This window comes from Priestia sp. SB1, from assembly GCF_038898415.1.
This window is the reverse complement of the sequence record NZ_JBBJSS010000001.1, coordinates 588625-603605: the sequence shown is the minus strand read 5'-3', so window position 1 is coordinate 603605 and position 14981 is coordinate 588625. Positions and strand designations below refer to the sequence as shown.

Here is a 14981-nt window from a genome sequence, read left to right as displayed (position 1 = left end):
CATAATATTAATTGGGGGAGATTTCATGCCTACACCGAGTATGGAAGATTATATTGAACAAATATATATGCTAATTGAAGATAAAGGATACGCTCGAGTGTCTGATATTGCTGATGCATTGGCGGTTCACCCCTCATCTGTAACAAAGATGGTTCAAAAACTAGACAAAGATGAGTACTTAATTTACGAAAAATATCGAGGCCTTGTTTTAACAGCTAAGGGACAGAAGATTGGAAAACGTCTTGTTTATCGCCACGAGCTCTTAGAGCAGCTATTGCGAATCATTGGCGTGGATGAGAAGAATATTTATGATGACGTAGAAGGAATTGAACATCATTTAAGCTGGAATTCCATTGATCGAATTGGGGACTTGGTTCAATACTTTGAAGAAAATCATAACCGTATTCAAGATCTTCGCAATGTACAGAAACGAAATGAAGAAGAGCAAAAATTATAAGGGAAAAGCAGCGGCCAATAGCGTCACTGCTTTTTTTCTTTTTATCATAACTTGTTGCTGAGTCGACTACAAATGTAGAGTAGGTAGTTTGGAGGAGAGGCTGTGTACGTCGACGGAGTATTTTCAGGTGGCGGTATTAAAGGGCTTGCACTGATTGGTGCGTTACAAGCTCTAGAAGAAAAAGGCTTTATTTTTCGGCGGTTAGCGGGAACGAGTGCGGGTTCCATTATTTGTGCATTTGTAGCAGCTGGTTATACAAGTGAAGAAATCGTTGAAATGATGAATGAAATTGAGTTATCTTCTTTCCTAGATCAAAGAATGTCCTTTTTACCATCGAGCTTGACAAAATGGCTGTTTTTATATTGGAAAATGGGATTATATAAAGGAGAAAGGCTTGAAAAGTGGATTGCTGAGAAGTTGCGGAGCAGAGGAATTCGTACATTTGCTGATTTGCCTGATCAGTCGCTGCGTATTATTGCGTCAGATTTGACCAACAGTACGATGCTTGTTCTTCCAGATGATTTGCCTAAATATCACATTGATCCGAATCGTTTTTCTGTAGCAAGAGCCGTTCGGATGAGCTGCAGCATTCCATATTTTTTTGAGCCGGTTAAATTAAAATCTACTCCAAGCAGTTTAATAGTCGACGGGGGAGTGTTAAGCAACTTTCCAATTTTTTTATTTGATGATGATAAAAGTTTGAAGAAACGACCGGTAATTGGTGTGAAGCTGAGTCCGAAGGATGAAGAGAGAGAACGGAATAAAATTAAAAATGCCGTTGGTTTATTCAGTGCGCTTTTTGAGACGATGAAAGATGCGCACGATGCAAGACATATTTCAAAACGTCACGAAAAAAATATTATCTTTTTACCTGTTAATCAAGTTTTTGCGACAGAATTTACCCTCACAGAAGAACGGAAGGAAGAGCTGATTGCGTTTGGCAAAAAGCGTACAAGGGCATTTTTGAAAAAATGGTGCTATTAAAAAAACAAGGAGGCTTTTCTCCTTGTTTTTTTAAAAGAATGCTCTATTTTTCTTTTTTCCTTTTTTACCTTCGATGACGGTCAAGTGTGAGTTGTTTTTCTTTTTCTTTAGCGGTTTCGTTGATTTGGATACCGGGCGCTTATTTGAGCTTCGGTACGTATGCATATCAACTTTGTTGCTTCCTCGCTCTTTTTCTTTTTGACGCAGTTTCGATTGCTTTACTGCGCGCACATAGCCTCTATCTTGACCTTTTGTCTGAGAAGGGCGGAGAATAAACCGATAAACTAAGTAAAACAAAATGATAAACAGAAAAATATAACCTGCTTGACGTAATAAAACAGCTGGATCTGTAATCAACGTAAATGCAAAGCCAATGACTCCTAACCCGATTAGACCATATACAAGTGGTTTCACGAATGGACGTCTCATTTTGTTCACCTCCTAAAATAGTAAAAAAAGAAAGCAAAACGGTGTGGATTAGACAACTTGTTCGTCAGTGGTAGAAGAAAGTTCATTTTCAACGCGTAAAAGTTCTTTAAATGAAGCAATCGCAACTTCAACTTGATCATCTTTTGGTTCTTTGGTTGTTAAAAGCTGAAGCCATAAACCGGGATAACCTAAAAAGCGAAGAAGAGGGACATGACGAACTTTATTGGTTAACTGTAACACTTCAAATGATAAACCAAGGACAACTGGAATTAATGCAAGGCGATCCACAATTCGTAACCAAAGAGGATCCGTTGGAACTAGCAGGTAGACAAACATTCCTACAACTACGGTAAAGAGGATAAAGCTACTTCCGCAGCGATAATGAAGTCGAGATTGTGCTTGAACGGCTTCTACCGTAAGTTCAGCATTGTTTTCATATGCATTAATGACCTTGTGTTCTGCTCCATGATATTGAAACACCCGTTTAATAAGTGGCGTTTGTGAAATCACATAAATATAGCCAAGGAGCAATAATAGTTTAAATACTCCTTCAATAAAAACTTGAGCTACACTTGAAGTGAAAACAGGACGTGTCAATTGTGCTAAAAACACAGGAATCAATGTAAATAGTACTTTCCCGAAAAGAAAGGATATTACACCAATAGTTGCAACGCCAAATATTAAAGATAGTTTTGATTCTTTTTTCTCTTTTTGTTGTTCTGCTGCTACTTGAGCATCATCTTCTGGATTCACGTCATAGCGTTCAGAGGAAAAGTTCAAGTGCTGCGTACCGTTTGCACTGGCTTCAACAATAGCAGCAATTCCTCGTAAAAAAGGAATTTTTTTTAAAGCAGTGAGTACGGAATTTGATTTTCTTTTTGAATGAAAATAATCAATAGATTGATCTTTGCGGCGAATAGCCGTCACCATCATACGTTTGCCACCGAACATGACACCTTCTATAACGGCTTGACCACCATACGCAGGTTTTTGTAATTTAGACATTTCAGGCACCAACCTAACTTAACTAGACTAGACTTCTTAGTATTTTATATTCTACAGCAAAATCAAATAAACCTCTAGGCGGATGCATGTTATCTAGTTTAGCCAATATTTTTCATCTCCACACCCTTCATATGAATTTTTTTCCTTTCATTTATAAAATTTGTTTATGAAACTCTGTGCGAAGTAGTTTTAAAATGTCTCTGCGATATCAGGCGCCCTTCTTGCGTATAGGAAGAGTAATAAACGTAAAAACTTAGAAATGAGTCGGTAGGAAATGAGAAAAAAGTCCATACTACATCAAGAGGTGATTAATATGTCAGAACCTAAAGAACAGCATGAAAAAAAACAGGATAACCAACCTACGCATAAACAGGAAATATCTTTTTTATTTAAAGCCATCTTTATTTCCTTTTTTGGAGGGGTTTTCTGGAGCTTTATTGGCTATTTAAATTATCTGTTTAGCTTTAGTGTTATCAATCCAAATATGCTTTTAGATCCATGGGCATTAGGTGATTGGAAGGATAAAGGAATAGGTGTTATCGTCAGTATTTTTCTCATAGGGGTATTATCTATTGTTGTCGGGTTGTTATACTACGTCCTATTAAAGAAGTTTAAAACAATTTGGATAGGTTTTGCTTACGGCTTATTATGGTGGGCAATCGTATTCGTTGTTTTGAATCCGCTCTTTCCTAACTTGAAAACAATTGGAGAGCTTCCAGCTAACACAATTATTTCATCCCTCTGTATTTATATTTTATATGGTGTATTCATCGGATATTCCATTTCTTTTGAAGCGGCAGAGCTTCAAACAAAAGACGAATCTACAGATTTTCAAACGGCGAATAAGTAGTGTGAATGTTCCAACGTATGCTAATATATTCTATATAATGATTTAAAAAGAAAAATAAAGTGTAGATTCACACAAGTGAGCTGCATAAAGGGTTCGTAGTAGGGGAGAGTGTTGAAATAAGATGAATAAGATTTTAGTAATAAACGGTCCTAATTTAAACCGTTTAGGCGTACGCGAACCAGCGGTATATGGGACAGATAATCTTCAAAATCTTGAAGAGAAGCTTCAGCGAGCAGGCAGAGACCATGGGGTAGAAGTTGAGTGCGTACAGTCTAATCACGAAGGTGTAATTATCGACTGGATTCACGAAGCGGATGAGAAGTTTGATGGGATTATGATCAATCCTGGTGCTTTTACTCACTACAGTTATGCCATTCGAGATGCGATTGCCAGTATATCTGTTCCTGTTATTGAAGTGCATATTTCGAACGTACATAAGCGTGAAGAGTTTCGCCACCATTCGGTGACGGCACCTGTTACGCATGGTCAAATTGTCGGGTTAGGTTTATACGGATACGAGCTTGCTCTGCAGGCACTTTTACAATTAAGGGGGAAATAAAATGAAAATCGAAAAACTACGCGAACAGTTTTCAAAGTTGAATGTAGACGGTGTTGTCGTTACAAGTGAATATAACAGACGCTATATGACCAATTTTACAGGATCTGCTGGTGTCGTTATCATTTCTGAAGACAAAGCGGCATTTGTAACAGATTTTCGTTATGTTGAACAAGCAACTAGTCAAACAGAAGGTTTTGATATCGTTCAGCACAAGGGTCCTATTGTAGAAGAAGTAGCGAATGTAGTGAAACAATTTGGAATTAAAAAGCTTGGTTTTGAACAGAATTATGTTACATATGGACAGCATCAATTATTTGATAAGCATATCGGAGCGGAACTTGTTCCAATCTCGCACGCAATCGAAAACTTACGCTTGATAAAGAGTGACTCAGAGATTAAGATATTAAAGGAAGCTGCAAAAATAGCAGATGCAGCATATGAACATATTTTAACCTTTGTTCGTCCTGGTTTAACAGAGCTTCAAGTATCGAATGAACTGGAGTTCTTTATGAGAAAACAAGGCGCAACATCTTCATCTTTTGATACAATTGTTGCTTCAGGGCATCGCGGGGCTTTACCGCATGGTGTTGCTTCTGACAAAGTAATTGAAAAAGGCGAACTTGTAACGCTTGATTTTGGCGCATACTATAATGGTTACTGTTCAGATATCACACGAACATTTGCCGTCGGTGAAGTAAGTGATAAGCTAAAAGAAATTTATAATGTCGTACTGCAAGCAGAGCTTAACGGAATGAACGGTATCAAAGCAGGTATGACGGGTAAAGAAGCAGATGCGCTAACGCGTGATTATATTACAGAACACGGATACGGCCAGTATTTTGGACATTCGACCGGTCACGGCGTAGGGTTAGAAGTACATGAAGGCCCATCGCTTTCTGTGAAATCTACAGATGTACTGCAGCCAGGTATGATTGTAACCGTTGAACCAGGTATTTACATACCAGACTTAGGGGGCGTTCGTATTGAAGATGATACGGTCGTCACAGCAGAAGGTAATGAGGCATTATCGCACTCATCAAAAGAGTTCATTATTTTATAAAATGTAGGAGGATTTCTTCATGATTTCAGTAAATGATTTTCGTACAGGTTTGACAGTAGAAGTAGACGGGGGTATTTGGCGTGTAATGGATTTCCAACACGTAAAGCCTGGTAAAGGCGCTGCATTCGTTCGCTCAAAACTACGTAACCTTCGTACAGGAGCTGTGCAAGAAAAAACGTTCCGTGCAGGTGAAAAGGTAGGAAAAGCTCAAATTGATAATCGTAAAATGCAATATCTATATGCAAGCGGCGATCAGCACGTATTCATGGACAACCAGTCTTATGAGCAATTAGAGCTTCCGGCGAGTGCAATTGAATATGAGCTAAAATTCTTAAAAGAAAATATGGAAGTCGCAATTATGATGTATCAAGGTGAGACATTAGGTGTTGAACTTCCAAACACAGTTGAGCTTAAAGTAACAGAAACTGAACCTGGTATTAAAGGTGACACAGCTTCTGGCGGTACAAAACCAGCAACTGTTGAAACTGGTTTAACAGTAAACGTTCCTTTCTTCGTAAATGAAGGCGACGTATTAATTATTAACACAACAGACAGCAGCTACGTATCACGCGCGTAATTCGGTCGTGTAAGCAAGCTGTAAACACACGAAAAAGGCAGAGAATGATTCTCTGCCTTTTTTGTGTGTTTTTTTGTGCTAACCCTTCCTTATTTTGCATAGGTTGTACTAAACAACGCAGAGATATAGGAGGGGCTTATGAAGCAGTGGTTGGATCATTTAAACGGTACGGTATTAACGATGGCGTGCCTTCGATTTATTTCTTCATTTATTGAGTTTATTGCCGCTATTTTAATTGTCACAAACAATGATGTGAAAAAAGCGTTAATGATTAATGGAATGCTAGCGCTTGTTGGTCCGATTGTAATGGTGAGTTCTTTCACCATTGGTTTAGTGTCCGTAGCAGATCAATTATCTTTTGGAAAATTAATCATGATTGTAATAGGAGTGCTCTTCATTTTAATCGGTGTTTTTAAATAAAAGGTAGGCATAAAATGGTCAAGCTCATAATACATTGAAGTGAGTTCAAATATGAGGGGATGAATATGTTAAACGAAATACTTGCAATTTTTCCGCCTAATTTAAAAAAGACTGTTGAATTTTATGTCACAAACCATTCTCATGTGCTAGAAGAAATTCGAGTGCGCATAGGAAGACCTGTCGAATTTACAATCAACAATCAGCCTTATTTCGAATCGTATCTTCCAAGTGCAGAAGATGCTTTATTTATCTTAAATAAACTAAGCCAGTTTTCGATTTATATGATTGAAGAAGAATTAAAAAAAGGATATGTCACCATTGAAGGCGGACACCGGGTTGGACTAGCGGGAAAAGTTGTAACGGAAAATGGACAGGTTCGTGTGATTCGTGATGTATCATCCTTTAATATCCGGATTGCTAAACAAAAGATTGGCATTTCGAATCAGCTTATTCCTTTTTTATACAATCGCTATTGGCAAAGTACGGTCATTATAGGACCTCCTCAAACAGGAAAAACAACCATGATTCGTGATTTAGCCAGAGTAATAAGCACTGGCATAGAGCGCTCTAAGATTCCTCCGTTTAAAGTAGGGATTGTAGATGAACGATCAGAAATTGCTGGGGCTGTTAAAGGGGTTCCTCAGCATACATTCGGATCTAGAATGGATTTATTAGATAGCTGTCCGAAAGCTGAAGGCATGATGATGATGATTCGCTCCATGAGTCCCGATGTACTGATCGTGGATGAAGTTGGAAGTGAAGAAGATTGTAAGGCCGTACTTGAAGCCGTTAATGCTGGTGTTCGTGTCATTATGACTGTTCATGGGTATGACATTGACGATTTAATGAAGCGTCCCACTTTGCAAGCTTTAATGAAACTTCACGTATTTAAAAAGTATGTTGTGCTATCGAACAGCCGAGGTCCTGGAACACTTCAGGCTATCTATGATGAGCATTATAACTCCATGAAATTGACCGCTGAAAAGTCGCTTATTGAAAATAGTAAAGGGTGATGGTGTATGAAACTGTTTGGTGCCATCTTTATCTTATTTGCTTCCACTTACACAGGATTTGAGTTTGCAAAGCAGCTTAGCGAAAGACCTAGGCAGCTCAGGCAATTAAAAACGGCTCTTCGGTCGTTAGAAGCGGAAATTATGTACAGCAACCGGCCTCTTCAAGAAGTTGCTCATTTGTTATCTCTACAGCTTCCTAACCCTTTAGCTTCTTTATTTAGTGAGTTTTCCATGAAATTAAAAGAAGGTACTGAAAGTGTCAAGGGAGCTTGGGAAAAGACGTTGGACCAATTTTGGAAACAAACCGCACTTAAAACAGGAGAACTGGAAATCTTAAAACAATTTGGTGAAACGCTTGGTCAGCATGATCGTTATTCGCAGCAAAAGCATATTTTGCTGACGCTGAACCATCTCGAACGCGAAGAACAAGATGCAGTTGATAAGCAGAATCGCTATGAAAAAATGGTTAAAAGTTTAGGCTTTCTATCTGGATTGCTACTGGTCATCCTATTGATGTAGCGATGGAGGAGGATTGAATGTGGGAATTGATATGAACACCATTTTTCAGATTGCTGGGATTGGTATCGTCGTAGCTTTTTTAGTCACCGTACTCGAACAGATGGGAAAAAAAGATTACGCGAATTGGGTTACCCTCATCGGTTTTATTTATATTTTATTTATGGTTGCTTCGATTGTGGAGGACTTATTTCAAAAAATCAAATCGGTTTTTTTATTTCAAGGGTAGAGGGGTGATTTGCCATTGAAATGCTTCAAATTGTGGGCTTAGGATTAGTAGCGACATTTTTGGCACTCATTTTAAAAGAACATAAATCACCTATTGCTTTTTTACTTGTCGTATTCGTGGGATCCGTGATCTTTCTTTTTTTAATTGATCAAATCTACGAGATTATTAAGATGGTCGAGCGGCTGTCGATCAATGCCCACGTTAACATGATTTATGTGGAAACCATTTTGAAAATCATTGGTATTGCCTATATCGCCGAATTTGGTGCTCAAATTACGAAAGATGCAGGACAAGGTGCCATTGCTTCTAAAATTGAATTAGGTGGAAAAGTGCTGATTCTCTCCATGGCAATTCCTATTTTGACGGTCATTATTGAAACGATTATTTCAATGCTGCCCAATTAATTTTACTTAATATGAGGTGACGAAATGAAGCGGTGGACGTTTAAAGTGAATATACTCGCTCTTCTTTTGTTCCTCTTTTTTTTCTTTCCAGAAAATGTACAAGCTTCCGAACCCCCGAAGCAGCAAGAACTTGTCAATGAACAAATTGATAAGCTCGGTATCGATGAAGTCAAACAGTTTTGGGACGATATTATTACCCAATACGGTGGCTTTTTACCCGAGAGTCAGAAGGGAAGTTTAGTCGATTTTTTAAAAGGAGAAAAAGAGTTCTCTCTTAAAGAATGGCTAGGAGGTCTTGTAAAGTTTTTATTTCACGAAGTATTAGCGAATGGAAAGCTCCTCGGTACACTCATTATGCTAACGGTTTTTAGCGTGTTTTTGCAAACGCTCCAAAGTGCGTTTAATCAGCAAACCGTAAGTAAAGTAGCGTATGCGCTTGTATATATGGTTTTGATCATCATTGCTCTTAATAGTTTTCAAATTGCTATTTCTTATGCAACAGGAGCGATCGAGACCATGACCAAATTCATTTTAGCTCTGGTGCCGCTGCTGCTTGCCTTAATGGCATCATCAGGAGGAGTTGTATCGGCAGCCTTTTTTCATCCGATGATTTTGTTTTTAATGAACACCAGCGGTTTGCTTATTCAATACGTAGTGATGCCGCTGCTTTTTCTTTCAGCACTGCTTAGCATTGTGAGTACGATTTCAGATGAGCATAAGGTTACACAGCTTGCTCAGCTGTTGAGAAATATAAGCATTGGCGTGCTTGGAATATTCCTAACTGTTTTTTTAGGTGTGCTATCCGTCCAAGGTGCCACATCAGCTGTTGCTGACGGTATTACGATTCGAACGGCAAAGTTCGTCACAGGGAACTTTATACCTGTTGTAGGACGTGTGTTCACAGATGCGGCTGATACAGTCATCAGTGCCTCGCTTCTATTAAAGAATTCAGTAGGGATTGCTGGAGTAGCAGTCTTACTGTTAATCGTCGCATTTCCGGCTATTAAAGTGTTAACGCTCGCTTTTATCTATAAGCTAGCAGCAGCTCTTCTTCAACCCATTGGAGGAGGACCGGTTATTTCCTGCTTGAGCATTATCAGCAAAAGCGTCATCTATATTTTTGCGGCGCTTGCTGTTGTCTCGCTTATGTTTTTCTTATGTTTAACGGTCATCATTACAGCGAGCAACGTCACAATGATGGTGAGGTGAAGAAATTGCAGGCCTTAACGACGTGGATTACGAATATCGTTCTTTTTATCTTATTAGCTACCATTATTAATTTACTGTTGCCCAATTCTAGTTTTCAAAAGTATACGAAGCTGGTGGTTGGACTTCTTTTGATGCTGATTATTATTACACCCGTTTTTCAAATTTTTAAAGTGGATGTTAATCAAATGCTGAAATCACTTAGCTTATCATCTATTCGATCCGATCAACAGGTAGAAAATTCAATAGAAAATCAGAAAAAAGAAATACAAGCTTCACAACGTGCATATATTTTAGAACAAATGGCTGTCCAAATGGAGGCAGATGTAAAAGAGGAGTTGATGGATCAGTATGGTGTAGCAATTGATCGAATTCACATTGAAACAAAAAAGCCGAACGACGAACCTACCGCTGATAATATTAAATCCATTTCAGTTGCCGTAAGTAAAAAAGCATCGGGTGATTCCGAGGTTGTTTCAGCTGTGAAAGTTATTTCTATTGATACCTCCACACCGATCGAAACAAACAAACCAACAGAATCCAAGAAATTATCCAACTATTTAGCAGCAAAATGGGATGTAAAACAAGGCCAAGTTGTTGTGAATATGGAGGAGGGAGACACGAAATGAGTCAAAAGCCAGAAAAAGGTGACCCATCATTTTTTCAGCGGTTCTTTTCACTTAAACAGTCATCAACTACGAAGAAACCTTCAAAGTTAATGTATATAGGTATTTTACTAGCTGCAGGCGTTATCTTTATGGTATTTAGCAACTCACTCACAACATCTATGAATTCAGGCGGATTATTAAAGAGTGCAAGCAAAGAAACCAGCGCACCACCCGTATCACAAGATATTCCCGCTTTTAGCTCCAAAAAGACAACAACGATGACAGGTTATGAAGAGCGGTATGAGGAAGAATTGAAAGATATTTTAGATCAAGTTAGAGGCGTAAGTAAGGTAAAAGTAATTGTGAACCTAGATGCAACAGAATCCAAAATATATGAAAAAAACAGCGTGACAAAATCGCAAACGACCAACGAGACGGACCGTGAAGGAGGGACTCGTAAAGTTGAAGATTCCTCAACAGATGAACAGCTGGTCATTGTAAGAAGTGGAGAACAAGAAAAGCCTGTTGTAGTCAAAACCGAAAAGCCAAAAGTCAGAGGTGTGTTAGTTGTCGCTAAAGGAGCTGATAATATCGAGGTAAAGAAATCTATTATTGAAGCCGTGACAAGAGCGCTCGATATACCAAGTCATAGAGTAGCAGTATTAGCGAAAAAAGGATGAGGGGGAAATGAATATGTTATTAAAAAAGCAAACGGTTTGGTTATTAACAATGTTAAGTTTAGTTGTTGTGTTATCGGTGTACTATATGACAACGCCAGAAAATCCTCAGAGTAATGTTGCGCTAGTAGACAATGAAAAACAAAGCGAAAAACAGGCTGATGACAAGGCTCCTGCAGAAGATACAAAACAACAGGCAGATGAGAAATCAGGAACAAAAGAAGGTTCAAAAACTGAAGGCTCAGCAGAAGATGTAAAAAAGGAAACGGCTAAAAATGCAAAAGAATCAGCGGTTGTATCAAGCACAGATAGCGACGAGCTATTTACGGCGCTCCGCTTGGAATTAAATGATGAAAGAAGTCAGCTGAAAGAAGAGTATCAGGAAGTAGCGGCATCAAAAAATGTAACGCCTGCAGAAGTAAGCAAAGCGATGGATAAAATCGATGAATTATCAAAGCTCGGGGAAAAAGAAGCAACACTCGAAACATTAATTAAAGCAAAAGGATACAGCGACGCGCTAGTAAGAGCAGATGGAAAACAAGTGCAAATTACCGTTAAGACAGAAAAACACTCAAAAACAAAAGCCAATCAAATCATTCAGCTAGTCAAAAAAGAAATGGGTCCAAAAGAAGTAGCGGTAGAGTTTCAGCCAACTAAATAAAGGGAATAAAAGAAGTGTAAAACAGCCGCAAATTTGGGTTGTTTACACTTCTTTTTTTATGAAATGACTAAAATCTAAGCGAGACGGGAAAAATTTTAACATGGCTTTCTTTTTTTACTTCGGTTATAATAGGTTTCATAATCTTATATTAGTACTAGGTGACAAATGTTTTCATAAGTATTGTCATCTGTAAAGCTATGTTTCCATTTATAAAACAATAACGCTAAAAAGTTATTATAGAGTAAGTGGAACTTCTTTTTAATGTTTGCCAAACGAATTGAATGGCTGTAGCCATTTATCGTATTATTAACATTGTAGAGAATTCTATTTTCATGAGGTAGGAGTGTTCAATATGTTAAAAATTCAAGAGATCCGTGAGATCATTAAACTAGTTGATCAATCATCAATCGAGGAGTTCACCTATGAGCACGAAGGCTCCAAAATCAAGATGAAGAAAAAAGACGCAATTGTTTCCAAACAAGCGCAGCAAGTAGTGGTTTCGGCACCTGAACAAGCAGTAGCACCTGCACCGCAGGCAGCAGCGGCTCCAGCGCCAGCCCCAGCAGCACAGTCTGCTCAGCCAAAAGAAGAACAAGCGGCCCCAGCGGTTGATGAAAGCTTACATAAAATTACATCTCCGATGGTAGGGACATTCTATGCGTCATCATCGCCAGAATCAGATGTATACGTAACGCCTGGAGATAAAGTACAAAAAGATTCGGTTGTATGTATCGTAGAAGCAATGAAATTATTTAATGAAATCGAAGCAGAAGTTAAAGGTGAAATCGTTGACGTATTAGTTGAAAATGGACAACTTGTAGAATACGGTCAACCTCTTTTCTTAGTAAAGCCTGAATAAGGAGCGGTAAATATGATTAAAAAGCTATTAATTGCGAATCGAGGAGAAATTGCGGTTCGAATTATTCGAGCGTGTAAAGAGTTAGGTGTAGAATCAGTAGCTGTTCATTCTCAAGCTGATCGCGACTCTTTGCATGTACAATTAGCAGACGAAGCGTATTGTATTGGACCAACGTCATCTAAAGACAGCTATTTAAACTTTACAAATATTATGAGCGTTGCGATGCTAACGGGCTGTGACGCCATTCACCCTGGATACGGCTTTTTAGCTGAAAACGCTGATTTTGCAGAGCTATGCAGAGAGTGTAACGTTACATTTGTAGGACCAAGTCCGGAGGCCATTAACAAAATGGGAACAAAAGACGTAGCAAGAGAAACGATGCGTGAAGCGGGTGTTCCAATTGTTCCTGGTTCCACTGGAATTGTAGAGTCAGTGGAAGACGGTATGTCAATCGCTAATGATATTGGCTATCCTGTTATTATTAAAGCAACGGCAGGAGGCGGAGGAAAAGGAATCCGCGTTGCGAAAAATGAACAAGAGCTTATTAAAGGTATTACAATTACGCAGCAAGAAGCTGCTACAGCTTTCGGTAACCCTGGTGTGTACATTGAAAAGTTCATTGAGGATTTCCGTCACGTTGAGATCCAAGTGTTGGCTGATTCTCATGGAAATACTGTACATTTAGGAGAGCGTGATTGCTCGATTCAACGCCGTCTTCAAAAATTAATTGAAGAAACGCCTTCTCCAGCGTTGGACGAAAAAACGCGTGAATTAATGGGCGACGCTGCTGTTAAAGCCGCTCAAGCCGTTAATTACACAGGAGCCGGAACCGTGGAATTCATTTATGATTATCGTGAAAACAAATTTTACTTCATGGAAATGAATACGCGTATCCAAGTAGAACATCCTGTTACAGAGATGGTGACAGGAGTTGACTTAATTAAAGAACAAATCAACGTGGCAAATGGTGAAACTTTACCGTTTACGCAAGAAGAAGTGACGTTTAACGGATGGGCAATTGAGTGCCGAATCAACGCAGAAAACCCAGAGAAAAACTTTATGCCATCACCAGGTACGATTCAAATGTACTTGCCGCCAGGTGGCTACGGAGTGCGCGTAGACTCTGCTGCATACCCGGGCTATGCAATCCCACCTTACTATGATTCAATGGTGGCTAAATTGATTGTTCATGCGCCAACTCGTGAGGAAGCTATTGAACGAATGAAGCGCGCGTTAGATGAATTTGTTATCGATGGCGTTGCGACCACTATTCCTTTTCACCAAAAGCTATTAAATCATGAAAAATTTGTTAGCGGTGAATTCAACACGAAGTTTCTTGAGCTATATGACGTAATGAATTCTTAGTATAATATAAACTATAGGAGGTGCTGTACATGAATGAAAATCATGTATTAGAAATGGAAGAACACCCAAATTCTCTTGGCAAAGTAGAAATTGCTCCTGAGGTTATTGAAGTCATTGCGGGTATTGCTGCTTCTGAAGTAGAAGGCGTTTCTGCAATGAGAGGAAATTTTGCAGCTGGCGTTGTGGAGAAACTAGGAAAGAAAAACCACGGTAAAGGTGTAAAAGTGGACTTAACAGAAAACGGGATAAAAGTAGACGTGTTTTGTATGATGAAGTTTGGTGTGTCTATTCCAAACGTAGCGCAGCAAGTACAAGATAACATTCGTCAAGCCCTTAAAAATATGACAGCTATTGATCTCGATGAAGTAAACATTCATATCGTAGGGATTCAGTTTGATACGCAAAAAACTGATATTGAAGAAGTTGAATAAAACAAACGTTTACCTAACGGCTGTTGCTAAAATGGAATAACGTATGATTACTTGTTCCTTTTCAACACAAGCTATGGTAAAGTGAAAAAGACTGTCTCGTCATAAAGACGGTCTTTTTCGTGTTCTACAAACTTCGTATAAGAACAATCAAGTATCGTTTCATAAACTATGCTATTATCTAGGTATACTAGTTGAAGAAGATAAATAAAGGAGCAAAAATAATGAAAAGACATACAGCACGCCAAAAAGCATTACAAGCACTATTTCAGCATGATTTAGGGCAAACCGAGCCAATGGAGGCAATCGGAAATGTTGTACAAAACGAAAAGTCTGATCAATTTTTAGAAAGTCTTGTGCTAGGTGTAGTTGAGCATCAGCAAGAAATTGATGAACTTTTACGCAATCATTTAGAAAAATGGACGTTAGACCGCGTAGCTACTGTAGACCGCGTAATCCTGCGTATTGCCGTATACGAAATGAAGTATGAAGAAGAAATTCCTACGAGCGTTACGTTAAATGAAGCGATTGAATTAGCAAAAACATTTGGCGATGATCAATCAAGCAAGTTTATCAACGGCGTATTGTCTAAAGTGTTAACAACTTTATCTAAATAAACGTTCATCTTGCCAAATCAAGTGACTAAAATGCTTCTCTCCTTTATATAAAGGGGA

The 14981-nt window shown here is 38.7% G+C and carries 21 protein-coding genes; 19 read left to right on the top strand and 2 right to left on the bottom strand.

What is annotated here, in order from left to right; genetic code table 11:
- Nucleotides 1-25: 25 nt before the first annotated feature.
- Nucleotides 26-457 (top strand): transcriptional regulator MntR, encoded by a 432-nt coding sequence (gene mntR, locus WKH56_RS03095; protein ID WP_013085004.1) that lies wholly within the window; start codon nt 26-28, stop codon nt 455-457.
- A gap of 102 nt (nt 458-559) precedes the next feature.
- Nucleotides 560-1441: a patatin-like phospholipase family protein gene (locus tag WKH56_RS03090; protein ID WP_028411603.1), complete on the top strand. Its 882-nt coding sequence runs from the start codon at nt 560-562 to the stop codon at nt 1439-1441.
- Nucleotides 1442-1471: 30 nt separating this feature from the next.
- Here the strand turns inward: WKH56_RS03090 and WKH56_RS03085 are convergent, their stop codons facing one another.
- Nucleotides 1472-1870, bottom strand: coding sequence for an SA1362 family protein (locus WKH56_RS03085; protein ID WP_013059160.1), 399 nt, complete (start codon nt 1868-1870; stop codon nt 1472-1474).
- 48 nt (nt 1871-1918) lie between these two features.
- A complete protein-coding gene (locus WKH56_RS03080; RefSeq protein ID WP_014458240.1) occupies nt 1919-2875 on the bottom strand; it encodes a DUF1385 domain-containing protein in 957 nt (318 codons plus the stop codon).
- Between the two features lie 313 nt (nt 2876-3188).
- On the opposite strand from WKH56_RS03080, the gene WKH56_RS03075 reads away from it, so the two are divergent.
- The 17 genes from WKH56_RS03075 (at nt 3189) to nusB (ending at nt 14924) form a co-directional block, all read left to right on the top strand.
- Nucleotides 3189-3725, top strand: coding sequence for a YqhR family membrane protein (locus WKH56_RS03075; RefSeq protein ID WP_028411601.1), 537 nt, complete (start codon nt 3189-3191; stop codon nt 3723-3725).
- 121 nt (nt 3726-3846) lie between these two features.
- The gene (gene aroQ, locus WKH56_RS03070; protein WP_013059157.1) at nt 3847-4284 is read left to right on the top strand and encodes a type II 3-dehydroquinate dehydratase; all 438 of its coding nucleotides are present in this window, start codon (nt 3847-3849) and stop codon (nt 4282-4284) included.
- A 1-nt stretch (nt 4285) separates the two neighbouring features.
- Entirely contained in the window at nt 4286-5344 is a 1059-nt protein-coding gene (locus WKH56_RS03065; protein ID WP_033579709.1) for a M24 family metallopeptidase, read from the top strand.
- A 19-nt stretch (nt 5345-5363) separates the two neighbouring features.
- Nucleotides 5364-5921, top strand: a complete 558-nt coding sequence (efp, locus tag WKH56_RS03060) for an elongation factor P (RefSeq protein ID WP_013059155.1) — start codon at nt 5364-5366, stop codon at nt 5919-5921.
- A gap of 138 nt (nt 5922-6059) precedes the next feature.
- On the top strand, nt 6060-6341 hold the full coding sequence (locus WKH56_RS03055) for a YqhV family protein (protein ID WP_028411599.1): 282 nt from the start codon (nt 6060-6062) through the stop codon (nt 6339-6341).
- Between the two features lie 65 nt (nt 6342-6406).
- Complete coding sequence (gene spoIIIAA / locus WKH56_RS03050) at nt 6407-7354, top strand: stage III sporulation protein AA (RefSeq protein WP_028411598.1); 948 nt, start codon at nt 6407-6409, stop codon at nt 7352-7354.
- Between the two features lie 6 nt (nt 7355-7360).
- On the top strand, nt 7361-7873 hold the full coding sequence (gene spoIIIAB, locus WKH56_RS03045) for a stage III sporulation protein SpoIIIAB (RefSeq protein ID WP_074677470.1): 513 nt from the start codon (nt 7361-7363) through the stop codon (nt 7871-7873).
- A gap of 19 nt (nt 7874-7892) precedes the next feature.
- Nucleotides 7893-8099 (top strand): stage III sporulation protein AC, encoded by a 207-nt coding sequence (spoIIIAC, locus tag WKH56_RS03040; RefSeq protein ID WP_013059151.1) that lies wholly within the window; start codon nt 7893-7895, stop codon nt 8097-8099.
- Between the two features lie 20 nt (nt 8100-8119).
- Nucleotides 8120-8503, top strand: coding sequence for a stage III sporulation protein AD (spoIIIAD, locus tag WKH56_RS03035; RefSeq protein ID WP_013059150.1), 384 nt, complete (start codon nt 8120-8122; stop codon nt 8501-8503).
- A gap of 24 nt (nt 8504-8527) precedes the next feature.
- Nucleotides 8528-9712, top strand: coding sequence for a stage III sporulation protein AE (gene spoIIIAE / locus WKH56_RS03030; RefSeq protein ID WP_013059149.1), 1185 nt, complete (start codon nt 8528-8530; stop codon nt 9710-9712).
- Complete coding sequence (spoIIIAF, locus tag WKH56_RS03025; RefSeq protein WP_224980536.1) at nt 9709-10338, top strand: stage III sporulation protein AF; 630 nt, start codon at nt 9709-9711, stop codon at nt 10336-10338. Before spoIIIAE ends, spoIIIAF begins: the two co-directional genes overlap by 4 nt.
- Nucleotides 10335-10997, top strand: a complete 663-nt coding sequence (spoIIIAG, locus tag WKH56_RS03020) for a stage III sporulation protein AG (RefSeq protein ID WP_028411595.1) — start codon at nt 10335-10337, stop codon at nt 10995-10997. Before spoIIIAF ends, spoIIIAG begins: the two co-directional genes overlap by 4 nt.
- Before the next feature lie 7 nt (nt 10998-11004).
- Nucleotides 11005-11655 carry a SpoIIIAH-like family protein gene (locus WKH56_RS03015; RefSeq protein WP_230683451.1) on the top strand — a complete coding sequence of 217 codons (651 nt, stop codon included), beginning with the start codon at nt 11005-11007 and terminating at the stop codon, nt 11653-11655.
- Nucleotides 11656-12007: 352 nt separating this feature from the next.
- Complete coding sequence (accB, locus tag WKH56_RS03010; protein WP_063248526.1) at nt 12008-12514, top strand: acetyl-CoA carboxylase biotin carboxyl carrier protein; 507 nt, start codon at nt 12008-12010, stop codon at nt 12512-12514.
- A gap of 12 nt (nt 12515-12526) precedes the next feature.
- Complete coding sequence (gene accC, locus WKH56_RS03005; RefSeq protein ID WP_028411593.1) at nt 12527-13879, top strand: acetyl-CoA carboxylase biotin carboxylase subunit; 1353 nt, start codon at nt 12527-12529, stop codon at nt 13877-13879.
- Between the two features lie 29 nt (nt 13880-13908).
- Nucleotides 13909-14310, top strand: a complete 402-nt coding sequence (locus tag WKH56_RS03000) for an Asp23/Gls24 family envelope stress response protein (protein WP_013059143.1) — start codon at nt 13909-13911, stop codon at nt 14308-14310.
- 221 nt (nt 14311-14531) lie between these two features.
- A complete protein-coding gene (nusB, locus tag WKH56_RS02995) occupies nt 14532-14924 on the top strand; it encodes a transcription antitermination factor NusB (protein WP_013059142.1) in 393 nt (130 codons plus the stop codon).
- Nucleotides 14925-14981 lie beyond the last annotated feature (57 nt).